The following is a 24,012-nucleotide window of genomic DNA, read 5'->3' as shown; positions in this document are numbered from 1 at the left end:
GAGACACCTTGAAGCGCGAGATTCACCCCGAGTACGTCGAGACGCAGGTCAGCTGCACCTGTGGCGCCTCGTTCACCACCCGTAGCACGATCGAGAGCGGTTCCATCCGCGCCGACGTCTGCTCCGAGTGCCACCCGTTCTACACGGGCAAGCAGAAGATCCTCGACACGGGTGGCCGTGTGGCCCGCTTCGAGGCCCGCTTCGGCAAGGCTCCCGCCGGCTCCAAGAAGTAGCGAGCCCCTCTTCGCCGGTCCACGGCAGTGTCCCCGCCCAGGGGCACGCCGGGACCGGCGTTTTTGGTCGCCCGCCCTTCCCTCACGCACGTCATTCAGGAGCGCATCATGTTCGAGGCCGTCGAGGAGCTGCTCGGAGAGCACGCCGACCTGGAGAAGAAGCTGGCCGACCCGTCGGTCTTCGCCGACCAGGCCAACGCGCGCAAGCTGAACAAGCGCTACGCCGAGCTGACGCCCATCGTCGGCACGTACCGCTCCTGGAAGCAGACCGGCGACGACATCGAGACGGCGCGCGAGTTCGCCGCCGACGATCCGGACTTCATCGCCGAGGTCAAGGAGCTGGAGAAGCAGCGCGAGGAGCTGACGGAGAAGCTGCGGCTGCTGCTCGTGCCGCGCGACCCGTCCGACGACAAGGACGTCATCCTCGAGATCAAGGCGGGCGCGGGCGGCGACGAGTCGGCCCTGTTCGCCGGCGACCTGCTGCGCATGTACCTCCGGTACGCCGAGCGCGTCGGCTGGAAGACCGAGATCATCGACGCGACCGAGTCCGAGCTGGGCGGCTACAAGGACGTCCAGGTCGCGGTGAAGACCAAGGGCGGCCAGGGGGCCACCGAGCCCGGGCAGGGCGTCTGGGCGCGGATGAAGTACGAGGGCGGCGTGCACCGGGTGCAGCGGGTGCCGGCGACCGAGTCGCAGGGGCGGATCCACACCTCCGCCGCCGGTGTGCTCGTGACGCCGGAGGCCGAGGAGGTCGAGGTCGAGATCAACGCGAACGACCTCCGCATCGACGTCTACCGGTCCTCCGGGCCCGGCGGGCAGTCCGTCAACACCACCGACTCCGCCGTGCGCATCACGCACATTCCCACCGGAGTCGTCGCCTCCTGCCAGAACGAGAAGAGCCAGTTGCAGAACAAGGAGCAGGCGATGCGTATCCTGCGCTCCAGGCTGCTCGCGGCGGCGCAGGAGGAGGCGGAGCGGGAGGCCGCCGACGCCCGTCGCAGCCAGGTCCGCACCGTCGACCGGTCCGAGAAGATCCGCACGTACAACTTCCCGGAGAACCGCATCTCGGACCACCGCGTCGGTTTCAAGTCGTACAACCTGGACCAGGTCCTGGACGGCGACCTCGACGCGGTGATCCAGGCCTGCGTCGACGCGGACTCGGCCGCCAAGCTCGCAGCCGCGTAAGCGTTGTAGGACGTACGCACGACGAGTACGACACGGAGGACTTGCGTGAACCTGCTGCTCGCAGAGGTGGCCCAGGCCACCCAGCGGCTGGCCGACGCCGGCGTGCCCTCGCCGCGCAACGACGCGGAGGAGCTCGCCGCGTTCGTGCACGGCGTGAAGCGCGGTGAGCTGCATTCCGTGAAGAACTCCGACTTCGACGCCCGTTACTGGGAGACCATCGCCCGGCGGGAGCAGCGCGAGCCGCTCCAGCACATCACCGGGCGGGCCTTCTTCCGGTACCTGGAGCTCCAGGTCGGCCCCGGCGTCTTCGTACCGCGCCCCGAGACCGAGTCGGTGGTCGGCTGGGCCATAGACGCGGTACGCGCCATGGACGTCGTCGAGCCCCGCATCGTCGACCTGTGCACCGGCAGCGGCGCCATCGCGCTGGCCCTCGCCCAGGAGGTGCCGCGCTCGCGCGTGCACGCCGTGGAGCTGTCCGAGGACGCCTTGCGCTGGACGCGCAAGAACATGGAGGGGTCCAGGGTCGACCTGCGTCAGGGAGACGCCCTGGACGCCTTCCGCGACCTCGACGGCCAGGTCGACCTGGTCATCTCCAACCCTCCGTACATCCCGCTCACCGAGTGGGAGTACGTGGCGCCCGAGGCACGCGACTACGACCCCGAACTCGCCCTGTTCTCGGGGGAGGACGGCCTCGACCTGATCCGCGGCATCGAGCGCACCGCGCACCGGCTGCTGCGCCCCGGCGGTGTCGTCGTCATCGAGCACGCCGACACCCAGGGCGGCCAGGTGCCGTGGATCTTCACCGAGGAGCGGGGCTGGGCCGACGCGGCCGACCACCCGGACCTCAACAAGCGCCCGCGCTTCGCGACCGCCCGCAGGGCGACGCCGTGAGCGCACCCCGCACTTTCGACCCGCAGCAGTACGTGTACGAGGAGGCCCGCTAGATGGCACGGCGATACGACACCAATGACGCGACCGACCGTGTGACCGGTCTGCGCGAGGCCGCGTCCGCCGTCCGCCGTGGCGAGCTCGTGGTCCTCCCGACCGACACGGTGTACGGCATCGGCGCCGACGCGTTCTCCTCGGAGGCCGTCGCCGACCTGCTGGCGGCCAAGGGCCGGGGCCGCAACATGCCCACCCCTGTCCTCATCGGCTCCCCGAACACGCTGCACGGGCTCGTCACGGACTTCTCCGAGATGGCCTGGGAACTGGTCGACGCGTTCTGGCCGGGCGCGCTCACGCTCGTCGCCAAGCACCAGCCGTCCCTCCAGTGGGACCTCGGCGACACCCGCGGCACGGTCGCCGTCCGTATGCCGCTGCACCCGGTCGCCATCGAGCTGCTGACGGAGGTCGGCCCGATGGCGGTGTCGTCGGCGAACCTCACCGGCCACCCGTCGCCGGAGAACTGCGACTACGCCCAGGAGATGCTGGGCGACTCCGTCTCCGTCTACCTCGACGGCGGCCCGACCCCCGGCAACGTCCCCTCCTCGATCGTCGACGTCAGCCGTGAGGTGCCCCTGCTGCTGCGTGAGGGCGCGATCTCCGCGGACGAGCTGCGGAAGGTCGTACCCGACCTCGAGGTGGCGAATTGACAGCCCCTGACGCGGGGCGTGGCATAGGCAACGGGGACCGTGCCGCGGAACAGACGACGACGTTCGGGTTTCCGCGCGACAGCTTCCGCATCCTCCACGTCAGCACCGGCAACGTCTGCCGCTCGCCGATCACCGAGCGGCTGACCCGGCATTTCGTGTCACAGCGGCTCGGGGTGCTGGGCCGCGGGCTGATCGTGGAGAGCGCGGGCACCTGGGGTCACGAGGGCGCGTCCATGGAGGCCAACGCGGAGACCGTGCTGGCCGACTTCGGCGCGGACGCCACCGGGTTCACCGGCCGCGAGCTCCTCGACGAGCACGTCATCATGGCCGACCTGGTCCTGACGGCGACCCGCGACCACCGCGCCCAGGTCATCTCCATGGGCCACTCGGCCGGCCTGCGCACCTTCACCCTGAAGGAGTTCACCCGCCTGGTGAACGCCATCGACCCGGCCACCCTCCCGCCGCTGGACGAGGGCGTGGTGATGCGCGCCCGCGCCCTGGTCCGCGCCGCGGCGGCGCTACGGGGGTGGCTGCTCGCCCCGACACTCGAGGCGGACGAGGTCTACGACCCGTACGGGGCGCCCCTGCCGTTCTTCCGCTCGATCGGCGACGAGATACACCAGGCGCTGGACCCCGTCGTCACCGCTCTCACCGGGGTCCCCGCCAGGATGTAGGCGGCCGCGCGCACCCCCCACCCCCGGGCCTACATTGGACGTACGTCACCGTCGACGTCCGGAGCGCATCATGTCGGTCACCCATGTCCCCGAGGCCGATGTCCTGCGCCGGCAGGACCCCGAGCTGGCCGAGATCCTGCTCGGGGAACGGGAACGGCAGGCGTCGACGCTCCAGCTGATCGCCGCCGAGAACTTCACCTCGCCCGCCGTACTGGCCGCCCTCGGCTCACCGCTCGCCAACAAGTACGCGGAGGGCTACCCGGGGGCCCGGCACCACGGCGGCTGCGAGATCGTCGACCTCGCCGAGCGGATCGCCGTGGACCGCGCCAGGACGCTGTTCGGCGCCGGACACGCCAACGTGCAGGCCCACTCGGGGTCCTCCGCCATGCTGGCCGCCTACGCCGCCCTGCTCCGGCCCGGCGACACCGTCCTGGCGCTGGGCCTGCCCGACGGCGGCCATCTCACGCACGGTTCGCCGGCGAACTTCTCCGGCCGCTGGTTCGACTTCATCCCCTACGGGGTGGACGCGGAGACCGGGCTCGTCGATCACGAGCAGGTCCGCACGCTGGCCCGGGGCCACCGGCCCAAGGCGATCGTGTGCGGATCCACCGCCTACCCGCGCCACCTCGACTACGCCTTCTTCCGCGAGGTCGCCGACGAGGTGGGCGCGTTTCTGATCGCCGACGCCGCCCATCCCATCGGGCTCGTCGCCGGGGGAGCCGCGCCCAGTCCGGTGCCGTACGCCGACATCGTCTGCGCGACCACGCACAAGGTGCTGCGCGGGCCGCGCGGCGGGATGCTCCTGTGCGGTGACGAGCTCGCCGAGCGGGTGGACCGGGCGGTGTTCCCGTTCACGCAGGGCGGTGCGCAGATGCACACCATCGCCGCGAAGGCGGTCGCGTTCGGCGAGGCGGCAACCCCGGCGTTCACCGTGTACGCCCATCAGGTGGTCGCCAATGCGAGGGTTCTCGCGGCCGCCCTGGCCGGGGAGGGGATGGCCGTCACGACCGGCGGGACCGACACCCACCTCATCACCGTCGACCCGGCACCGCTCGGCGTCGACGGGCGCATCGCGCGCGGACGGCTCGCGGCCGCCGGGATGGTGCTGGACTGCTGTGCCCTCCCGCATGCCCCGGGCGCCGACGTCACCGCCGCGCACGCCCGTGGCCTGCGCCTGGGCACCGCGGCGCTGACCACGCAGGGCATGGGGGAGGAGGAGATGGCGCGGGTCGCGGCCCTGCTGGCGGGGGTGGTGCGGGACGAGATCGAGAGCAGGAAGGCCCGTGCGCAGGTGCGCGAGCTGGCCCTGGCGTTCCCTCCGTATCCGGACGGAGCGGGGTAGGCGCGACGGGTACCCACCCGTGTGCGCACCCCCCGTGCGTCACCGCGCACAGCCGCACGTGAAACCATCGTCACTACCCGGTAGTCCTCACACATATGCGCCGTGCGGTGGTCGATCGCTAGGGTGTGGGACTGAGATGGCCGGCGAGACCTGTGGGGAAGCCCGTGCGTGAATACCTGCTGACGCTCTGCATCACGGCCGCGGTGACGTATCTGCTGACAGGGCCGGTACGGAAGTTCGCGATCGTGGCCGGAGCGATGCCGGAGATCAGGGCCCGTGACGTGCACCGGGAACCCACTCCGCGGCTAGGCGGGATCGCCATGTTCTTCGGCCTGTGCGCCGGTCTGCTGGTCGCCGACCATCTCACCAACCTCAACGAGGTCTTCGAGAAGTCGAACGAGCCGCGCGCGCTGCTCTCCGGGGCCGCGCTGATCTGGCTGATCGGCGTCCTGGACGACAAGTTCGAGATCGACGCCCTGATCAAGCTGGGCGGCCAGATGATCGCCGCCGGCGTCATGGTGATGCAGGGTCTGACCATCCTGTGGCTGCCGGTGCCCCTGGTCGGCACGGTCGCGCTGACCCAGTGGCAGGGCACCCTGCTGACGGTCGCGCTGGTGGTCATCACGATCAACGCGGTCAACTTCGTGGACGGCCTCGACGGCCTGGCGGCGGGCATGGTGTGCATCGCCTCGGCGGCGTTCTTCATGTACGCCTACCGCATCTGGTACTCGTACGGCATCGAGGCCGCCGCCCCGGCGACGCTGTTCGCGGCGATCCTGATGGGCATGTGCATCGGCTTCCTGCCGCACAACATGCACCCCGCGCGGATCTTCATGGGCGACTCCGGCTCGATGCTGATCGGGCTGGTGCTGGCCGCGGGCGCGATCTCCGTCACGGGGCAGGTCGATCCGGACATCATGCGGCTGTTCTCCGGCTCCGAGCGCAACGCGGTGCACCAGATGGTGCCGGTCTACATCCCGCTGCTGATGCCGCTGACGATCATCGCGATCCCGGCCGCCGACCTGATCCTGGCCATCGTGCGCCGCACCTGGCGCGGTCAGTCGCCGTTCGCCGCGGACCGCGGTCACCTGCACCACCGGCTGCTGGAGATCGGCCACTCGCACAGCCGCGCGGTGCTGATCATGTACTTCTGGTCGGCGCTGATCGCGTTCGGCGCGCTCACCTACTCCGTCAACGCGGCCTCCATGTGGATCGTCCTCGGTGTCGTGATCCTCAGCGCGATCGGTCTGGCGCTGCTCCTGCTGCCGCGCTTCCGGCCGCGTACCCCGCGCTGGGCCGAGGCCTTCGTGCCGCCGCGCTACCGGCGCCGGGGCGGCGCCGTACCCGAGGCGCAGCAGTCCCCGGTGCCCGCCGGGCAGGCCGGAACGGCCGGACCGGAGCAGCCGGCCGCCGTCGGCGAACCGGACGGTCAGGCGGGGCAGCAGAGCCCTGTGACGGTCGGGGTGACGGGGGCGAACGGGGCCACGGCGATCGGTGGCCGGGGCGGTTCCAAGGTAAGAATCTGACGAGAGCATTGCCAATTCGTGGGAGAGTCCCGGGAGGGTAAATCCCCCCATTACCAGACAGACTCCCCTTCCGCCCGCGCATACGGGCACTGTCACTCTCATGTGTGACAGCCAGCACACCTGTCAGGTAAAGACCTCATCAAATAGTTTGTGATACGGTTCACGAGAACCCCGGATGGAGCTGAAGGACCGTGATCCACGGCCCTTCGGACCGAGGACGGCGTGAGGTCAATCGCCCCTCGAACCGGGACTACGCTCGTCCATGACGACACCCTGCCCCCTTTGAAAGCGGAGTTGCCGCCATGCCGTCCAACGACGTCCGGATCCTGGCCCAGGCCGCCGTGCCCACTGTCGCCGTCGGTGCTGTCGCCGCCGTCGTCAGCGGCGTGGTCGCGGGTGGCAAGGGAGCCATCGGGGCCGCCGTCGGCACGGTGATCGTGATCGCCTTCATGGGGCTGGGGCTGTACGTCCTGCAGCGCACCGCCAAATCGCTTCCGCAGTTGTTCCAGGCCATGGGGCTGATGCTCTACGCGGCTCAGATCCTGCTGCTGTTCATCTTCATGGCCGTGTTCAAGAACACGACGCTGTTCAACCCCCGGGCCTTCGCCATCACGCTCGTCGCCGCCACCGTCGCGTGGATCGCCGCACAGGCGCGTGCGCACATGAAGGCCAAGATCCTGTACGTCGAACCCGATTCGGCCTCCACGACCTCCTCGAAGGGCGACAAGCCCGAAAATTCGAGGCACTCGTCGTGAGGGGTAGGGCCGGGATAAAGACGTCTGGGAGATCCTGCTATCGTCCGGTGCCAACTGCGGCATCGCGGGCGCGGGCATTCGAGCTGACGCCTGCTCAATCGCGAGGCGAGATGCCCCCAAGCCGCCCCCACATCAGAAACACCAGTCCCGTGCCGACACGCGGTCGTACGCCGCGCCGACACAACGAGGTTGCCGTACCCATGCACCACGACGAAGGAGCCCGCGGTGAGTGCTGACCCGACGCAGGTGCTCGCTTTCGAGACCGACTGCCACCTGTTCGACGGTTGTGGCTTCCCGGCTCCGGGCCTGCACTCGTTCCTGTTCGAGCCGCTCTTCGGCGACGCGGACGGCAACTCGTACTTCAACAAGACGATGCTGCTGGCGCTGCTCGGCTCGATCATCATCGTCGGCTTCTTCTGGGCCGCCTTCGCCCGTCCGAAGGTCGTCCCCGGCAAGCTCCAGCTGGTCGCCGAAGCCGGCTACGACTTCGTCCGCCGAGGTGTCGTCTACGAGACCATCGGAAAGAAGGAAGGCGAGAAGTACGTACCGCTGGTCGTCTCGCTCTTCTTCTTCGTCTGGATGATGAACCTCTGGTCGATCGTCCCGATCGCCCAGTTCCCGGTCACCGCGATCATTTCGTACCCCGCGGTCCTCGCCGGCATCGTCTACATCCTGTGGGTCTCCCTGACCTTCAAGCGCCAAGGATTCGTCGGCGCCTGGAAGAACTTCACCGGTTACGACAAGTCGCTCGGCGCGGTCCTCCCGCTGTCGATGACGATCGAGCTCTTCTCGAACCTCCTCGTGCGGCCGTTCACTCACGCCGTGCGACTGTTCGCGAACATGTTCGCCGGCCACACCCTCCTGCTGCTCTTCACGATCGCCACCTGGTACATGCTGAACGGCATCGGCATCGCCTACTCCGCCGTCTCGTTCGTGATGGTGCTCGTGATGACGGCCTTCGAACTCTTCATCCAGGCGGTGCAGGCGTACGTCTTCGTCCTCCTGACCTGCAGCTTCATCCAGGGCGCGCTCGCCGAGCACCACTGAGCCAGCCCGACCCCCACCCAGACATCCGGTGGCCAACCCCCACCGGTCCTTGAAAGAGAAGGAAGAACCGGCATGTCCGCTCTCCAGACCCTTGCCGCCGGCGTCGAGATCAAGGGCAACCTCGGCTCGATCGGCTACGGCCTCGCCGCGATCGGCCCGGGCGTCGGCGTCGGCATCATCTTCGGTAACGGCACCCAGGCGCTCGCCCGTCAGCCCGAGGCTGCCGGCCTGATCCGCGCCAACCAGATCCTCGGCTTCGCCTTCTGTGAGGCGCTCGCCCTGATCGGTCTGGTCATGCCGTTCGTCTACCCGACCTCCTGATCCGTCGGACCGCCCCTTTCGACGAAAGGCACTGATATGAGCCCCCTGGTTCAGCTGGCGGCTGAGGAAGCGGAAAACCCGCTCATCCCGCCGATTCCGGAGCTCGTGATCGGCCTGATCGCCTTCGTCATCGTCTTCGGCTTCCTCGCCAAGAAGCTTCTCCCGAACATCAACAAGGTTCTGGAGCAGCGGCGCGAGGCCATCGAGGGCGGTATCGAGAAGGCAGAGGCCGCACAGACCGAAGCCCAGAGCGTTCTTGAGCAGTACAAGGCCCAGCTCGCCGAGGCCCGTCACGAGGCCGCGCGGCTGCGCCAGGAGGCGCAGGAGCAGGGCGCCGCACTCATCGCCGAGATGCGTGCGGAAGGCCAGCGGCAGCGCGAGGAGATCGTCGCCGCCGGACACAGCCAGATCGAGGCGGACCGCAAGGCCGCCGCGTCCGCGCTGCGTCAGGACGTAGGCAAGCTCGCCACGGACCTGGCCGGCAAGCTCGTCGGGGAGTCCCTCGACGACCACGCCCGCCAGAGCCGCGTCATCGACCGCTTCCTCGACGACCTCGAGGAGAAGGCCGAGGCGTCTCGATGACCGCACACGGAGCGAGCCGCGAGGCATTCGCAGCAGCCCGTGAGCGTCTCGACGCGCTGACGGACTCCACGTCCGTGGACGCGGTGCAGCTCGCCGACGAGCTGGCGGCCGTCACCGCGCTGCTTCACCGCGAGGTCTCGCTGCGTCGGGTCCTCACCGACCCGGCGCAGGCCGGCGAGGCCAAGGCCGGGCTGGCCCAGCGCCTGCTCGGCGCCCAGATCAGCGGCGCCACCGCCGACCTGGTGTCCGGCACGGTGCGTTCGCGCTGGTCGCAGTCCCGCGACCTGGTGGACGTGCTGGAGGAGCTGGCGAACATCGCCGACCTCACCGCCGCACAGAAGGCCGGCAGGCTCGACAACGTCGAGGACGAGCTGTTCCGCTTCGGACGGATCGTCGCCTCGAACACCGAGCTGCGCGCCGCACTGACCAACCGGAAGGCCACCGCCTCGGCCAAGAGCGAGCTGCTGCGCAGTCTGCTCGGCGGCCGGGCCGACGCGGCCACCGAGCGACTGGTGACGCGCCTCGTGACCGCCCCCCGGGGACGTAGCCTGGAAGCGGGCCTCGAGGCCCTGTCCCGGCTCGCCGCGGAACGCCGGGACCGCATGGTCGCCGTCGTCACCTCGGCGGTACCGCTGAGCGATCCGCAGAAGCAGCGCCTCGGCGCCGCCCTCGCCAAGCTCTACGGCCGCCCGATGCACCTGAACCTCGACGTGGACCCCGCGGTCCTCGGCGGGATCCGGGTGCAGGTAGGTGACGAGGTGATCAACGGCTCCCTGGCGGACCGCATCGAGGACGCCGCCCGCCGCATGGCGGGTTAGCAGCAACTCAAGACCGCAGTACGAACTGATGGCGGCCCTGGTTGGGCCGTGCAGAGGATTCACCTCTTTCAGGGGGGAGTCCCCATCCCCCCAAAGTGAAACTTCGGGCCCAACAAGGAGAGCAGGGAACCCAGATGGCGGAGCTCACGATCCGGCCGGAGGAGATCCGGGACGCGCTGGAGAACTTTGTCCAGTCGTACAAGCCGGACGCGGCCTCGCGCGAGGAGGTCGGTACGGTCACCCTTGCCGGCGACGGCATCGCGAAGGTCGAGGGCCTTCCCTCGGCCATGGCCAACGAACTGCTGAGGTTCGAGGACGGCACCCTCGGTCTCGCGCTCAACCTCGAAGAGCGTGAGATCGGTACCGTCATCCTCGGCGAGTTCAGCGGCGTCGAGGAGGGCCAGCCGGTCACCCGCACGGGAGAGGTCCTGTCCGTCGCCGTCGGCGAGGGCTACCTCGGCCGTGTCGTCGACCCGCTCGGCAACCCGATCGACGGCCTCGGCGAGATCGAGACGTCCGGCCGCCGTGCCCTGGAGCTTCAGGCTCCGGGTGTCATGGCCCGTAAGTCGGTGCACGAGCCGATGGAGACCGGCTACAAGGCCGTCGACGCGATGACCCCGGTCGGCCGTGGTCAGCGTCAGCTGATCATCGGTGACCGCCAGACCGGCAAGACCGCCCTGGCCGTCGACACGATCATCAACCAGCGCGACAACTGGCGCTCCGGTGACGTGAACAAGCAGGTCCGCTGCGTCTACGTCGCCATCGGTCAGAAGGGCTCGACCATCGCCTCCGTGCGTGGCGCCCTCGAAGAGGCCGGCGCGCTGGAGTACACGACCATCGTCGCCGCCCCGGCGTCCGACCCGGCCGGCTTCAAGTACCTGGCGCCGTACACCGGTTCGGCCATCGGTCAGCAGTGGATGTACGAGGGCAAGCACGTCCTCATCATCTTCGACGACCTGTCCAAGCAGGCCGACGCCTACCGCGCCGTGTCGCTGCTGCTGCGCCGCCCGCCGGGCCGCGAGGCCTACCCGGGCGACGTCTTCTACCTGCACTCCCGTCTGCTGGAGCGCTGCGCGAAGCTCTCCGACGACCTGGGCGCCGGCTCGATGACCGGTCTGCCGATCGTCGAGACGAAGGCCAACGACGTCTCGGCGTTCATCCCGACCAACGTCATCTCCATCACCGACGGCCAGTGCTTCCTGGAGTCGGACCTGTTCAACGCCGGTCAGCGCCCCGCGCTGAACGTCGGTATCTCCGTCTCCCGAGTCGGCGGTTCCGCGCAGCACAAGGCGATGAAGCAGGTTTCCGGCCGGCTTCGCCTCGACCTCGCCCAGTACCGCGAGCTGGAGGCGTTCGCCGCCTTCGGTTCCGACCTGGACGCCGCGTCGAAGTCCCAGCTGGAGCGCGGTCAGCGCCTGGTCGAGCTGCTCAAGCAGGCTCAGTACCAGCCGATGCCGACCGAGGACCAGGTCGTCTCGGTGTGGGCCGGTACCACCGGCAAGATGGACGACGTTCCGGTCGCCGACGTCCGCCGCTTCGAGAAGGAGCTCCTGGAGTACCTGCACCGCAAGGAGCAGGGCCTCATGACCTCCATCAAGGAGGGCGGCAAGATGTCGGACGACACCCTCATCGCCATTGCCGACGCGATCGCCGAGTTCAAGAAGCAGTTCGAGACCTCGGACGGCAAGCTTCTCGGCGAGGACGCCCCGGCCGCGGCCAAGTGACGTAAGGAAGGGACCTGACTCATGGGAGCCCAGCTCCGGGTCTACAAGCGTCGCATCCGATCCGTCACCGCGACCAAGAAGATCACCAAGGCGATGGAGATGATCGCCGCCTCGCGTGTCGTCAAGGCACAGCGCAAGGTGGCGGCCTCCACGCCGTACGCGACCGAGCTCACCCGCGCGGTCACGGCGGTCGGCACCGGTTCGAACACGAAGCACCCGCTGACCACGCAGGCCGAGACGGTCGTGCGGTCCGCGGTGCTGCTCCTGACGAGCGACCGTGGTCTCGCCGGTGCCTTCAACTCCAACGCCATCAAGGCCGCGGAGCAGCTGACGGCGCGCCTCGAGGCCGAGGGCAAGCAGGTCGACACGTACATCGTCGGCCGGCGTGGTCTCGCGCACTACAACTTCCGTGAGCGCAAGGTCGCGGAGTCGTGGTCGGGCTTCACCGACGAGCCGTCGTACGCGGACGCGAAGAAGGTCGCGGGTCCGCTGATCGAGGCCATCGAGAAGGACACGGCGGACGGCGGCGTGGACGAACTCCACATCGTCTTCACCGAGTTCGTCTCGATGATGACGCAGACGGCGCTCGACGACCGTCTGCTGCCGCTCAGCCTCGAAAAGGTTGCTGAGGAGTCGGCGCCGAAGGGCGAGATTCTTCCGCTGTACGACTTCGAGCCGTCGGCGGAGGACGTCCTCGACGCCCTTCTGCCGCGGTACGTCGAGAGTCGTATCTACAACGCGCTGCTCCAGTCGGCCGCCTCCAAGCACGCCGCCACGCGCCGCGCGATGAAGTCGGCGACCGACAACGCGGGAGACTTGATCAACACGCTCTCCCGCCTTGCCAACGCGGCCCGCCAGGCCGAAATCACCCAGGAAATCAGCGAGATCGTCGGTGGCTCCGCAGCCCTGGCCGACGCGACCGCGGGGAGTGACAGGTAATGACGACGACAGTTGAGACGGCCGTTGCCACGGGCCGCGTCGCCCGGGTCATCGGCCCGGTCGTCGACGTGGAATTCCCCGTCGACGCCATGCCCGAGATCTACAACGCCCTTCACGTCGAGGTGGCCGACCCGGCCCTCGCCGGCGAGAAGAAGACGCTGACCCTGGAGGTCGCCCAGCACCTGGGTGACGGCCTGGTCCGCACCATCTCGATGCAGCCCACCGACGGCCTGGTCCGCCAGGCGCCGGTCACCGACACCGGCACGGGCATCACCGTCCCGGTCGGCGACTTCACCAAGGGCAAGGTGTTCAACACCCTCGGTGAGGTGCTGAACGTCGACGAGCAGTACGAGGGCGAGCGCTGGTCCATCCACCGCAAGGCTCCCAACTTCGACGAGCTCGAGTCGAAGACCGAGATGTTCGAGACCGGCGTCAAGGTCATCGACCTGCTGACCCCGTACGTCAAGGGCGGCAAGATCGGTCTGTTCGGTGGTGCCGGCGTCGGCAAGACGGTGCTCATCCAGGAGATGATCTACCGCGTCGCCAACAACCACGACGGTGTCTCCGTGTTCGCCGGTGTCGGCGAGCGCACCCGTGAGGGCAACGACCTCATCGAGGAGATGGCCGACTCGGGCGTCATCGACAAGACCGCCCTGGTCTTCGGCCAGATGGACGAGCCCCCGGGCACCCGTCTGCGCGTGGCCCTGGCCGGTCTGACCATGGCGGAGTACTTCCGCGATGTGCAGAAGCAGGACGTGCTGTTCTTCATCGACAACATCTTCCGCTTCACCCAGGCCGGTTCCGAGGTCTCGACCCTGCTCGGCCGGATGCCCTCCGCGGTGGGTTACCAGCCGAACCTGGCCGACGAGATGGGTCTCCTCCAGGAGCGCATCACCTCGACCCGTGGTCACTCGATCACCTCGATGCAGGCGATCTACGTCCCCGCGGACGACCTGACCGACCCGGCCCCGGCCACCACCTTCGCCCACCTCGACGCGACGACGGTTCTCTCCCGTCCGATCTCCGAGAAGGGCATCTACCCGGCCGTGGACCCGCTGGACTCCACGTCCCGGATCCTGGACCCCCGCTACATCGCGGCGGACCACTACAACACCGCGATGCGCGTCAAGACGGTCCTGCAGAAGTACAAGGACCTTCAGGACATCATCGCGATCCTCGGTATCGACGAGCTGGGCGAGGAGGACAAGCTCACCGTCCACCGCGCCCGTCGCGTGGAGCGCTTCCTGTCCCAGAACACCCACGTCGCCAAGCAGTTCACCGGCGTCGACGGGTCGGACGTCCCGCTGGACGAGTCGATCGTGGCCTTCAACGCGATCATCGACGGCGAGTACGACCACTTCCCGGAGCAGGCGTTCTTCCTTTGCGGTGGCATCGAGGACCTGAAGGCCAACGCCAAGGAGCTGGGCGTCTCCTGAACTCGGAGCTGAACCGTTCCGAGCTTCGAAACTGATGTGAGGGGGCGGGCGCGTCCCGCCCCCTCACTCACGCCCACTAGACTTGTAACCAACACCCGGCAGATTCCGCCGGGTGGTGACCCGAGGAGCCACCTTGGCTGCTGAGCTGCACGTCGCGCTGGTCGCGGCCGACCGAGAGGTCTGGTCCGGCGAGGCCACCCTGGTCGTCGCGCGCACCACGTCGGGCGACATCGGCGTCATGCCCGGTCACCAGCCGCTGCTCGGTGTGCTGGAGTCGGGCCCGGTGACCATCCGTACGAGTGATGGTGGAACGGTCGTCGCCGCGGTGCACGGCGGTTTCATCTCGTTCGCGGACAACAAGCTGTCGCTGCTGGCCGAGATCGCCGAGCTTTCGGACGAGATCGACGTCCAGCGCGTGGAGCGGGAACTCGAGCGCGCGAAGGCGGAGGGCGATGCCGCCGCCGAGCGTCGCGCGGACGTACGACTGCGGGCGGCGACCTCGCGCTGAATGGGCGCAGAGCCGCTTGATGTCACTCAGCCGCGGTCGGCACCGGAGCAATCCGGAGCCGACCGCGGCTGAGGCAGATATGGATGTTTTTTCCGTTCCGTTACCTATTTTCGGTACCTAGGAGACGAGGAGGTCGGTGTCGATGGTCCTCGCTCTGACTGTGTGCGGAAGCGTCGTGGCCCTGGTGGCGCTGGGGCTGTTCGTCTTCGGCCTGCGCCGCAGACTCATCCAGCGGTCCGGCGGCACCTTCGACTGTTCCCTGCGCTGGGACGTCTCCGAGAAACCGGACACGAGCGGGAAGGGCTGGAGTTACGGGGTCGCCCGCTACAACGGCGACCGTATCGAGTGGTATCGCGTCTTCTCGTACGCCTACCGCCCGCGCCGGGTTCTGGAGCGCGGCTCGATCGAGGTGGCCGGCCGCCGTCTTCCCGAGGGGGAGGAGGAGCTGGCGCTGCTCTCCGACGCGGTGATCCTCACCTGTGTGCACCGGGGCACGCGCCTCGAACTCGCCATGAGCGAGGACGCGCTGACCGGTTTCCTCGCGTGGCTCGAGGCGGCCCCGCCCGGCCAGCGGGTGAATGTGGCCTAGCCGCGTTCACCCTCCCCCGGAAGAGTCCCGGGAGAGGGTGAAGGTCATTCGGTCACTCGGTCACTCGGACCTGTTCGGGACGGTCACGACATTCCGCTGTTGATGGCGCTCACCAGTTCACCGTTGGCGGTGTCCCCGCTGAACTCCCAGAAGAACGCGCCGCCCAGGCCCTGGTTCTTGGCCCAGGTCATCTTCCCGGCGATGGTGGCCGGGGTGTCGTAGGACCACCAGTTGCTGCCGCACTTGGCGTAGGCCGTGCCGGCGATGGTGCCGGTGGCCGGGCAGGACGTCTTGAGGACCTTGTAGTCCTCGATGCCCTGCTCGTAGGTGCCGGGGGCCGGGCCCGTGGCACTGCCGCCCGGGGCGTCCTGGGTGACGCCGGTCCAGCCGCGGCCGTAGAAGCCGATGCCGATGAGCAGCTTGCTCGCGGCGACTCCCTTCGACTTGAACTTGGCGATCGCGTCGGCCGTGGTGAAACCGGTCTGCGGGATGCCGCTGTAGGTGGTGAGCGGGGAGTGCGGAGCGGTCGGGCCGTCCGCGTCGAACGCGCCGAAGAAGTCGTACGTCATCACGTTGTACCAGTTGACGTACTGCGCGGCGCCCGCGTAGTCGGCGGCGTCGACCTTGCCGCCGGAGGTGCCGTCGGCGGTGGTCGCCGCGGTGACCAGGTTGCCCGTGCCGAACTTGGCGCGCAGGGCCTGCATCAGGTTCTTGTAGGCCGCCGACCCGCTGGTGTCACAGGACAGGCCGCAGGCGTTCGGGTACTCCCAGTCGATGTCGATGCCGTCGAAGACGTCGGCCCAGCGCGGGTCCTCGACCAGGTTGTAACAGGACTGCGCGAACGCGGCCGGGTTGGCCGCGGCCTGGGCGAAGCCGCCGGACCAGGTCCAGCCGCCGAAGGACCACAGCACCTTGATGTTCGGGTACTTGGCCTTCAGCTGGCGCAGCTGGTTGAAGTTGCCGCGCAGCGGCTGGTCCCAGGTGTCGGCGACGCCGCTGACCGACAGGTCCGCGGTGAACGCCTTGTCGTAGTCGGCGTAGGAGTCGCCGATCGCGCACTGGCCGTTCGTGACGTTGCCGAAGGCGTAGTTGATGTGCGTGATCTTCGCGGCCGAGCCCGACGTCACCAGGTTCTTGACGTTGTAGTTACGGCCGTAGATGCCCCACTCGGTGAAGTAGCCGAGCTTGACCTTGGAGCCGGTGGTCGGGGGAGTGGTGCCGCCGCCGGTCGTGTGGACGGCGACCGCGCCGCTGACCGGGCCGGTCTGGTCGGCGCTGTCGCGGGCCTGGACGGTGTAGGAGTAGTCGGTGCCGGCCGTCAGACCGGTGTCGGTGTACGAGGTCGTCGTCACCGTGGCGACCTTGGCGCCGTCGCGCAGGACGTCGTAGTTCTTGACGCCCTTGTCGTCGGTGGCGGCGGACCAGGTCAGTTTCACCGAGGTGTCGGTGAGGGCGGACGCGGTGGGGGTGCCAGGGGCGGACGGGGAGGCGTCGCCCGGGACCGTCGTGCCGTCGCAACTGTCGCCGTTGAGCTTGCAGTTGGAGGGGGAGCCGGAGCCTGCGCCGTTGAAGCCGAAGGAGACGGAGGCGCCGGCGGCGAGGCTGCCGTTCCAGGACTTGTTCTTGGCGGTCCAGTGCGTGCCGGAGGACGTGACGTCGGCGTCCCAGGCGGAGGTGACGGAGGTGCCGGAGGGGAAGTCCCACTCGACCGTCCATGAACTGATGGCGGTGGTACCGGTGTTCTTCACCGTCCACTTGCCCTCGAAGCCGGTGCCCCAGTCCGACGCCTTGGCGTAGGTGGCGGTGGCCGTCGTGGCGGCCTGGGCGGGGCTCGCGAGGCCGACCAGTCCGGCCAGCGGGAGCAACAGGGTCGCGAACCCTGCCGCGGCTCTGTGTCTGAAGCGCATCCTGCGCCTCCTCGGGGGGAGTCGGGGGGCGTGACTGAGCCTTCACGCCCACGGTGCCGCGAGAATAGAAAGGTCTGGACCACAGGTCAATAGGTCTGGACCACTGCGGTCCGTTAAACCTCCGGATCCCCTTGGGATCGCCACCGGACGCCCAACTCCTGCGCCAGCACCGCCGCTTGCACCCGACTGCGCAGCTCCAGCTTCCCCAGCAGACGGCTGACGTGCGTCTTCACCGTCGCCTCCGCCATGGCGAGCCGCCCGGCGATGCCCGCGTTGGACATCCCCTCGCCCAGACAGGCCAGCACCTCGCGCTCGCGCCGGGTCAGGGCGTCCAGGACGGCGGGATCGGCCTTCGGCGCCCGGACCGGCTTCGCGGCGAACGCGGCGATCAGCCGGCGGGTCACCGCGGGAGCGATCAGCCCCTCCCCGCCGGCCACCGTGCGGACCGCCGCCAGGAGATCCCCGGCTTCCGTGTTCTTCAGCAGGAACCCCGCCGCGCCCGCCCGCAGCGCCCCGAACACGTACTCGTCGAGGTCGAAGGTGGTCAGCACCAGTACGTCGGCGAGCCCCTCCTCGACGACCTTCCGGGTCGCCGACACCCCGTCCAGACGCGGCATCTGAACGTCCATCAGTACCACGTCGGGCCTCAACTCCCGGGCCAGCGCCACCGCCTGTTCACCGTCCGCCGCCTCCCCGACCACCTCGATGTCGGCCGCGCTGCCCAGGATGAGGACGAGCCCGGCGCGCACGGCCGACTGGTCCTCGGCCACCAGGACCCGGATGGTGGAGCTCATGCGGGCTCTCCTTCGACGAGGGGGAAAGTGGCACGCACCGTCCAGCAGGAGTCGTCCGGACCGGCGTCGAAGGTGCCGTCCAGCAGCGCCGCGCGCTCCCGCATCCCGACGAGTCCGGCGCCGGAACCCGGGGCGCGGGGCTCGTCCCGGCGGCCGTACGGACTGCGCACCCGCACGTCGAGCACCCCGTCGCGCCGGACGAGGGCGACGGTGACCCGGCCGGGGCGCGCGTGCTTCAGCGCGTTGGTCAGCGACTCCTGGACGATCCGGTAGGCGGCGAGTTCCACCGGCGCGGGCACCGGGCCGTGCTCGGCGTCGAGGGTGACGTCGAGACCGTTGGCGCGGGCGCCGTCCACGAGCGCCTCCAGGCCGTCCAGGGTGGGAGCGGCCGCGGGCTCGTGGTCCTCGCTGCCCTCACGCAGGATCCCGATCAGCCGCCGCATCTCCGCCAGCCCCTCCACGCTGTTCTCCCGGATGACGGACAGTGCCTGCCGGGAGGTGTCCGGGTCGTCGATCGAGAGCGCCGCCGTCGAGTGGATGGCGATCGCGGAGAGGTGGTTGGCGACCATGTCGTGCAACTCCCGTGCCATCCGTGCCCGTTCGCTCGTGACGGCCTGGGCCCGGTCCAACTCGGCCAGCAGCGCGGTCTGTTCGGCCCGCAGCCGGGCGGCCTCGGCCGCGTCTCGGTGGTCGCGCACGATCCACCCGGTGGCGGCGGGCGCGTAGGCGACGATGCCGACCACCACCCCGATCAGCAGGGCCTCCGGCACCCGCCACAGCGCGAACGGCACCAGCGTCCCGGCCACCGTCAGCAGTCCGGTGATCCACTGGATCCGGCGGGCCGACGCGAGCGGGCCGTACAGGACGGCCGCGTACATCACGTCCGTGTACATCAGGACCGTGAACAGGTTGCCCTGGGTCAGGGTGTCCAGAACGATCGCGGCGGTCCCGGTCAGCAGGGCCGCGCGGGGCGCGATCCGGCGCAGCACCTCGCAGCCGGCCATCACACCGAGCGGCACCAGGACCGGCCGGGAACCGTCGAGCAGGACGATCGGGTCGTCGGCCGGCCGGGTGCCCAGGCCGATCGCCACCAGCAGCAGACCGCCCAGCAGACCGCCGACCGCGATGAACACGTCGAAGCGGTGCGGGGGGCGCGGGCTGCGCGGTTGTCGGACGGCCATGCCCTCCATCCAACACGGCGCCCGTGCCGTCCGCCTGCTCCCCGGGGACGGTCCCCGACTGCATCGTTCGATGTACCGCGAGGTCCTCACCGCCGACGACGAGGGGCGCTCCTTCGTCCGCAAGCCTGGAAGGGAGCGAGAGGAGCGAACCGTGATCGTCGGACTGATCGTCGCCTGCGAGGTGGCCTTCTGGGTGCTGCTGGCGGCCGGACTGGCCTTCCGGTACGTGTTCCGGATGCCGCGCCTGGGGCTGGCCCTGCTGCTGTGCGAGCCGCTGCTGGAGGTCGTGCTGTTCGCGGTGACCGCGATCGACCTGAAGAACGGCGCCGAGCCGGACTGGCGGCACGGGCTCGCCGCCGTCTACATCGGCTTCACCGTGGGCCTCGGCCACTCCACCGTGCGGTGGGCGGACGCCCGTATCGCCCACCGCTTCGCCGGGGGACCGCCGCCCGCGCGGCCGCCGAAGTACGGCAGGGCCCGCGCCGTTCACGAATGGAAGGTCGCGGGCCGCTGGACGCTCGCCGCACTGGTCGCCGTGGCGCTGCTCCAGGCGGCCGCCTGGTACGTCGGCGGGGACGGCGACACCGACTCGTTGCGGGCGTGGCAGCTGCGGATGCTGATGGTGATCGGGGTCAACCTCGTCATCGCGGGGAGCTACACCCTGTTCCCGAAGGCCGCACCGCGCGGCTGACCGGAGCGGGAACCGGCCAAGATGCGTCAGCGCTCCCCGCCCGGCACCCAGAGCACGTCGCCGACCGCTTTGTTGGCCGTGCGGGCCAGAATGAACAACAGGTCCGAGAGCCGGTTGAGGTAGGTCGCGGTGAGCGGGTTCATCCGCTCGCCGTGCACCTCCAGCGCCGCCCAGGTGGAGCGTTCGGACCGCCGGACGACCGTGCAGGCGTGGTGCAGCAGGGCCGCGCCCGGGGTGCCGCCGGGCAGGATGAACGACCGCAGCTTCTCCAGCCGCTCGTTGAACCGGTCGCAGTCCGCCTCCAGGCGGTCGACGTAGAACTGCTCGACCCGCAGGGGCGGGAACTCCGGGTTCTCCACGACCGGCGTCGACAGGTCCGCGCCCACGTCGAACAGGTCGTTCTGGACCCGGGTGAGGACCTCGACGAGCTCCTCGTCCAGACCGCCCAGCGCGAGCGCGGTGCCGAGCGCCGCGTTCGCCTCGTTGACGTCGGCGTACGCGGCGATCCGCAGGTCGGTCTTGGCGACCCGGCTCATGTCGCCGAGAGCGGTGGTGCCCTGGTCGCCGGTCCTGGTGTAGATGCGCGTCAGATTGACCATGCGGCCAATCTAGACCGTCCCGCGGAATTCGTTCCGTTCCCCTCGTCACTGCCGTCGGCACCCGGTCAGTCCCGGTCCAATCGGCGTGAATCGGACAGTATTTGACGACGTGACCGGCGTCTCACGCCCTGAGACGTGAGCCGCGTTACTAACCGGTCACACAGCGCCTCACGCCCGCTAATCTCCCGCCGAGAGGCATGCGGAGCGGCTGCGCCGGATGGTTGACGCCGGTGACATCGGACGCCTGAGCGGGCAGGGCTTCTACAAGCACCGAAACCGCACAGGCCCCATGGGCCTCACCCCTGCGAGTGAATTCGGTATCGGTTCGCTCACAGACGGCAACCTCCGACCGCTTCCCGCAGTCAGAGGATGCAACACCGGACACCACCACCGCGGAGCACGAGACGCACGCTTAGGGGAGCGCTATGCACATCAGGGGCGACCACGTAGAGCTGGTCGTCGGGGGTCGTCTCGACGTCCGCAGTGCGGCGGACGCCCGTACGGCCCTGCACACGGCCGTGGACGACGGAGTCGGCGACCTGGTGCTCGACCTGTCCGAGCTGGATTCCTGGGACGCCACCGGACTCGGCGTCATCATGGGCGTCCACCGACGGGCCGGCCGGTGCGGCCGACGCCTGGTGCTGCGCGGAGTGCCTCCGCAGATGCAACGCCTGCTGGTGGCCACCCGACTGCACCGGATCCTCGCGATCGAGGGCGGTATCGGAGTGGAGTCCCTGCCCCGGGTCTGACCCCCGAGGGGGCGTGGCCTGCGGCGGGAAACGCGCGACGGGCGCAATCCTCACGAGACTGTGACCCTTCGGGCGGCCCGGCACCCCGGGCTGTCGTAGATACTGTGCGAAGGTTTACGGTTCGTCTGCCCGCCGCCCTCAGCCCTCGAGCGGGTACCGGACCAGAAGCGACAGCGCAGTGTGCAGCAAGGCCGGGAGGGGCTACCGCCACACGACGCTTTTGGGGGGCTTGGACCTATGGACCCGAACACCCGGGGACCCGAGGAGTACGGCCAGGACGGTGGGGGCACCTCCCAGTCGAGCGAATTCGAGACTGGGGAAGGCGGCACGCCGCGCCCGCGCCCGCCCAGGGATCCCCTCACGCCCGACTTCAGCCAGCACACGCCGGCCCTGGCCCGCACCGTGCGGCTCGTCGCGGGCGAACACCTGCTCACGGTCAACCCGGTCGACGGCAGCGAGATAGAACTCTGCCCGCCCACCGACGTACCGGAGCGTCCCGCCAAGCGCACCGCGGAGCGGCGCGCCGAGGCCGAGCGCGCCGCCCGGCCGGCGGCCCCCGCCGGAACCACCCGGCCCGCGCAGCCGCTGCTGGGCCGCCAGGACGAACGCGAACAACTGGTCCGCCTGCTGGCCCGCGGCCGCTCCGTCCGTCTCACCGGACCGGCCGGCTCCGGCCGCACCAGCCTCCTCGACCTCGTCGCGGAGGACTGCGAGGACCTCGCCCCCGACGGCGTCGTCCGTCTCACGGGCTTCCGGCGCACCTCGGCCGACCTCCTCCACGATCTCTTCCACGCCGTCTACGAGGCCCCCCGGTACCGCCCCGACCCCGACGACCTGAGCGCCCTGGTGCGCGAGATCGGCGCGGTCGTCGTGGTCGACGATCTCGACCTCGGCGGCGCCGCCCTCGACGAGCTCCTGGACGCGACGCCCGAGTGCGCCTTCCTGCTCGGCGCGACCCCGGACACCCCGCCGCCCTCCGCGGAGTCCGCCGTCGAGGAGGTCGTCCTCACCGGGCTGGACCGCGCGGGCGGTGTCGAGGTGATCGAGCACTGCGTCGGCCGCGTCCTCACCGAGGAGGAGGCCAACTGGGCCGGCGACCTGTGGTTCGAGTCCGAGGGCCTGCCGCTCCGGTTCGTCCAGGCCGGCGCCCTGCTCTCGCAGCGCGACCAGCTGCGGGCCGGCGCCGACGCGGTCGACGCCTTCGGTGTCTTCGAGGACGCCCGGCCGCTCGCCGATTCCGTCGACGGCCTCGCCGGAGCCGGCGAGGCCGAGGAGATACCCCTGCCCTCGCTCGGCGAGGCCGCCGCGCCCGCGCCGCTGCTGGCCGCTCGCCTCAGTGCCTCCGCCCGCGCCACCCTGCGCTTCGCCGTCGCCCTGGACGGTGAGATCCCGCACCAGGCGCACCTGCCCGCCCTGGTCGGCGACACCCACGCCGACGCGGCCCTCGGCGAACTGGCCGCCTGCGGGCTCGTCTCCCCGGTCGGCACCCGCTACCGGCTCGCCGCCGGCGTCCAGACCCAGCTCGAGGCCGCCGGATACGGCGACGACCTCGAGGCCCGCGCCGACTCCGCCGCCCAGCACTACGCCTGGTGGACCGGACATCCCTCCGTCACACCCGAGCGGGTGTGCGCGGAGGCCGACGCCGTGCTCGCCGCCCTCGCCGTGATCGTCCCCACGACGACCCGGACCGGCGAGGACGAGGAGTCCACCGCCGTCCGGCTCGCCCGCACCGCCGCGCCCGCGTTCGCCGCGGGCCTGCACTGGAGCGCCTGGGAGAGCACCCTGCACGAGGGCGCCGAGGCCGCCCGGCTCGCCGGGGAGTCCGCCGACCGCGCCTACTTCCACCACGAGATGGGCGTCCTCGCCCTCTGCGGCGGAGACCTCGACCGGGCCCGCTCCGAGCTGGAGGCCTCCCTCGCCCTGCGCGGGGCGATCGCCGACAAGCGCGGGACCGTCGCCGGCCGCCGCGCCCTCGCCCTGGTCGCCGACCGCTCCGGGGACATACCCGGCCTCGCGGCGGCGACGGCGGGCGAGGAGGTGCCCGAGGCGCGCCACGAGGAGTCGGCGTCCCCGCCGCGCGGCGTCCAGGCGGTGCTCCCGACCTACCCGTCGGAGGCCCGGACCGTCGTCGCCCGGCACGCGCCCGCCGGCCCGCCGACCCGCCACACCCGGGGCGGCCTCAAGGCCCTGGCCAAGCGCAACCTGGTCGCGGCCGGCGCGGGAGCGCTGCTCGTCGCCGTCCTCGGCACGGTCGTGACGCTCGGCGCCACCTCCAACAACGACGCCGACAACCCCTCCGACCGGGTCGGCGTCAATCCGTCCGCCGGCACCGGCCTGGGCGACGGCGGACTCGACTCGGACACCCCGGGCGACGACGCCGGCTCCACGGACACGGGCGACGCGACCAGCAGGCCGACGGACCCGGGCCCGGACGGGACGATGGGCACCTCGGACGACCCCACCCCGACGGGGGAGGCGGAGCCGTCCTCGGAAGCGAGCAGCTCACATGGGTCGGGCGGCAGTGGGTCGTCCACTACGCCGAAGCCGTCGACGTCCGGTTCGCACTCCTCGTCGCCTTCCTCGTCACCGTCCAGCTCGTCCAGCAGCGGTTCGGGCTCCTCGTCGCCCTCACCCTCGGCGTCCGAGTCCGACACCACCACCCCGCCCCCGTCCGAGGGCACCCCGCCGACCTCGAACTCGGCCAGCAGCTCGATGTCCTCCTCGCCCGCGAGCTCGATCAGCTCCTCCGGCGCCTCCGCCTCGGCGTCGCCGGACCAGCTGATCTGAGCCTCCGGGCACATGAAAGGGGCCGGGTTCCTC

The 24,012-nt window shown here is 70.0% G+C and carries 24 protein-coding genes; 20 read left to right on the top strand and 4 right to left on the bottom strand.

Features of this window, described 5'->3' with window-relative positions:
• The first annotated feature begins 8 nt into the window (after positions 1–8).
• The 17 genes from rpmE (at position 9) to OG440_RS11340 (ending at position 15,271) form a co-directional block, all read left to right on the top strand.
• Positions 9–233 (top strand): 50S ribosomal protein L31, encoded by a 225-nt coding sequence (gene rpmE / locus OG440_RS11420; protein WP_020131190.1) that lies wholly within the window; start codon positions 9–11, stop codon positions 231–233.
• Positions 234–341: 108 nt separating this feature from the next.
• Positions 342–1,418, top strand: coding sequence for a peptide chain release factor 1 (gene prfA, locus OG440_RS11415; RefSeq protein ID WP_406006732.1), 1,077 nt, complete (start codon positions 342–344; stop codon positions 1,416–1,418).
• Positions 1,419–1,463: 45 nt separating this feature from the next.
• Positions 1,464–2,309, top strand: a complete 846-nt coding sequence (prmC, locus tag OG440_RS11410; RefSeq protein ID WP_020131188.1) for a peptide chain release factor N(5)-glutamine methyltransferase — start codon at positions 1,464–1,466, stop codon at positions 2,307–2,309.
• Positions 2,310–2,362: 53 nt separating this feature from the next.
• Positions 2,363–3,010, top strand: a complete 648-nt coding sequence (locus tag OG440_RS11405) for an L-threonylcarbamoyladenylate synthase (RefSeq protein WP_328479689.1) — start codon at positions 2,363–2,365, stop codon at positions 3,008–3,010.
• On the top strand, positions 3,007–3,684 hold the full coding sequence (locus OG440_RS11400) for a protein-tyrosine-phosphatase (RefSeq protein WP_406006731.1): 678 nt from the start codon (positions 3,007–3,009) through the stop codon (positions 3,682–3,684). The genes OG440_RS11405 and OG440_RS11400 overlap by 4 nt, the downstream gene beginning before the upstream one ends.
• A 70-nt stretch (positions 3,685–3,754) precedes the next feature.
• Entirely contained in the window at positions 3,755–5,026 is a 1,272-nt protein-coding gene (glyA, locus tag OG440_RS11395) for a serine hydroxymethyltransferase (RefSeq protein ID WP_406006730.1), read from the top strand.
• Between the two features lie 164 nt (positions 5,027–5,190).
• Positions 5,191–6,552, top strand: coding sequence for an MraY family glycosyltransferase (locus OG440_RS11390; RefSeq protein WP_406006729.1), 1,362 nt, complete (start codon positions 5,191–5,193; stop codon positions 6,550–6,552).
• A gap of 302 nt (positions 6,553–6,854) precedes the next feature.
• Positions 6,855–7,307, top strand: coding sequence for a hypothetical protein (locus OG440_RS11385; protein WP_406006728.1), 453 nt, complete (start codon positions 6,855–6,857; stop codon positions 7,305–7,307).
• Positions 7,308–7,532: 225 nt separating this feature from the next.
• Positions 7,533–8,354 (top strand): F0F1 ATP synthase subunit A, encoded by an 822-nt coding sequence (gene atpB / locus OG440_RS11380; protein ID WP_307165438.1) that lies wholly within the window; start codon positions 7,533–7,535, stop codon positions 8,352–8,354.
• A gap of 72 nt (positions 8,355–8,426) precedes the next feature.
• Positions 8,427–8,675: an ATP synthase subunit C gene (locus OG440_RS11375; protein WP_030008695.1), complete on the top strand. Its 249-nt coding sequence runs from the start codon at positions 8,427–8,429 to the stop codon at positions 8,673–8,675.
• A gap of 36 nt (positions 8,676–8,711) precedes the next feature.
• Positions 8,712–9,257 (top strand): F0F1 ATP synthase subunit B, encoded by a 546-nt coding sequence (locus OG440_RS11370; RefSeq protein ID WP_406006727.1) that lies wholly within the window; start codon positions 8,712–8,714, stop codon positions 9,255–9,257.
• On the top strand, positions 9,254–10,075 hold the full coding sequence (locus OG440_RS11365) for a F0F1 ATP synthase subunit delta (protein ID WP_406006726.1): 822 nt from the start codon (positions 9,254–9,256) through the stop codon (positions 10,073–10,075). Before OG440_RS11370 ends, OG440_RS11365 begins: the two co-directional genes overlap by 4 nt.
• A gap of 134 nt (positions 10,076–10,209) precedes the next feature.
• Positions 10,210–11,799: a F0F1 ATP synthase subunit alpha gene (gene atpA / locus OG440_RS11360; protein WP_406006725.1), complete on the top strand. Its 1,590-nt coding sequence runs from the start codon at positions 10,210–10,212 to the stop codon at positions 11,797–11,799.
• Between the two features lie 21 nt (positions 11,800–11,820).
• A complete protein-coding gene (locus tag OG440_RS11355; protein ID WP_406006724.1) occupies positions 11,821–12,738 on the top strand; it encodes a F0F1 ATP synthase subunit gamma in 918 nt (305 codons plus the stop codon).
• On the top strand, positions 12,738–14,174 hold the full coding sequence (atpD, locus tag OG440_RS11350) for a F0F1 ATP synthase subunit beta (RefSeq protein WP_366884299.1): 1,437 nt from the start codon (positions 12,738–12,740) through the stop codon (positions 14,172–14,174). Before OG440_RS11355 ends, atpD begins: the two co-directional genes overlap by 1 nt.
• 133 nt (positions 14,175–14,307) lie before the next feature.
• Complete coding sequence (locus tag OG440_RS11345; RefSeq protein WP_406006723.1) at positions 14,308–14,682, top strand: F0F1 ATP synthase subunit epsilon; 375 nt, start codon at positions 14,308–14,310, stop codon at positions 14,680–14,682.
• 142 nt (positions 14,683–14,824) lie between these two features.
• Positions 14,825–15,271: a DUF2550 domain-containing protein gene (locus tag OG440_RS11340; protein ID WP_406006722.1), complete on the top strand. Its 447-nt coding sequence runs from the start codon at positions 14,825–14,827 to the stop codon at positions 15,269–15,271.
• Between the two features lie 83 nt (positions 15,272–15,354).
• Here the strand turns inward: OG440_RS11340 and OG440_RS11335 are convergent, their stop codons facing one another.
• From OG440_RS11335 to OG440_RS11325, 3 genes are all read right to left on the bottom strand, one after another.
• The gene (locus tag OG440_RS11335; RefSeq protein WP_406006721.1) at positions 15,355–17,178 is read right to left on the bottom strand and encodes a glycosyl hydrolase family 18 protein; all 1,824 of its coding nucleotides are present in this window, start codon (positions 17,176–17,178) and stop codon (positions 15,355–15,357) included.
• 113 nt (positions 17,179–17,291) lie between these two features.
• The gene (locus OG440_RS11330) at positions 17,292–17,972 is read right to left on the bottom strand and encodes a response regulator (RefSeq protein ID WP_406006720.1); all 681 of its coding nucleotides are present in this window, start codon (positions 17,970–17,972) and stop codon (positions 17,292–17,294) included.
• A complete protein-coding gene (locus OG440_RS11325) occupies positions 17,969–19,153 on the bottom strand; it encodes a sensor histidine kinase (RefSeq protein WP_406006719.1) in 1,185 nt (394 codons plus the stop codon). The genes OG440_RS11330 and OG440_RS11325 overlap by 4 nt, the downstream gene beginning before the upstream one ends.
• Positions 19,154–19,304: 151 nt before the next feature.
• Between OG440_RS11325 and OG440_RS11320 the strand changes: the two genes are divergently transcribed.
• The gene (locus tag OG440_RS11320) at positions 19,305–19,844 is read left to right on the top strand and encodes a hypothetical protein (RefSeq protein WP_406011319.1); all 540 of its coding nucleotides are present in this window, start codon (positions 19,305–19,307) and stop codon (positions 19,842–19,844) included.
• A gap of 26 nt (positions 19,845–19,870) precedes the next feature.
• Here the strand turns inward: OG440_RS11320 and OG440_RS11315 are convergent, their stop codons facing one another.
• Positions 19,871–20,443: a cob(I)yrinic acid a,c-diamide adenosyltransferase gene (locus tag OG440_RS11315; RefSeq protein WP_406006718.1), complete on the bottom strand. Its 573-nt coding sequence runs from the start codon at positions 20,441–20,443 to the stop codon at positions 19,871–19,873.
• 425 nt (positions 20,444–20,868) lie between these two features.
• Between OG440_RS11315 and OG440_RS11310 the strand changes: the two genes are divergently transcribed.
• Positions 20,869–21,192: an STAS domain-containing protein gene (locus tag OG440_RS11310; RefSeq protein WP_020131168.1), complete on the top strand. Its 324-nt coding sequence runs from the start codon at positions 20,869–20,871 to the stop codon at positions 21,190–21,192.
• 237 nt (positions 21,193–21,429) lie between these two features.
• On the top strand, positions 21,430–23,979 hold the full coding sequence (locus OG440_RS11305) for an ATP-binding protein (RefSeq protein ID WP_406006717.1): 2,550 nt from the start codon (positions 21,430–21,432) through the stop codon (positions 23,977–23,979).
• The last annotated feature ends 33 nt before the right edge of the window (positions 23,980–24,012 follow it).

Source organism: Streptomyces sp. NBC_00637 (assembly GCF_045161545.1).
Taxonomy (GTDB): Bacteria; Actinomycetota; Actinomycetes; order Streptomycetales; family Streptomycetaceae; genus Streptomyces.
This window is presented reverse-complemented; position numbering and strand designations above follow the sequence as displayed.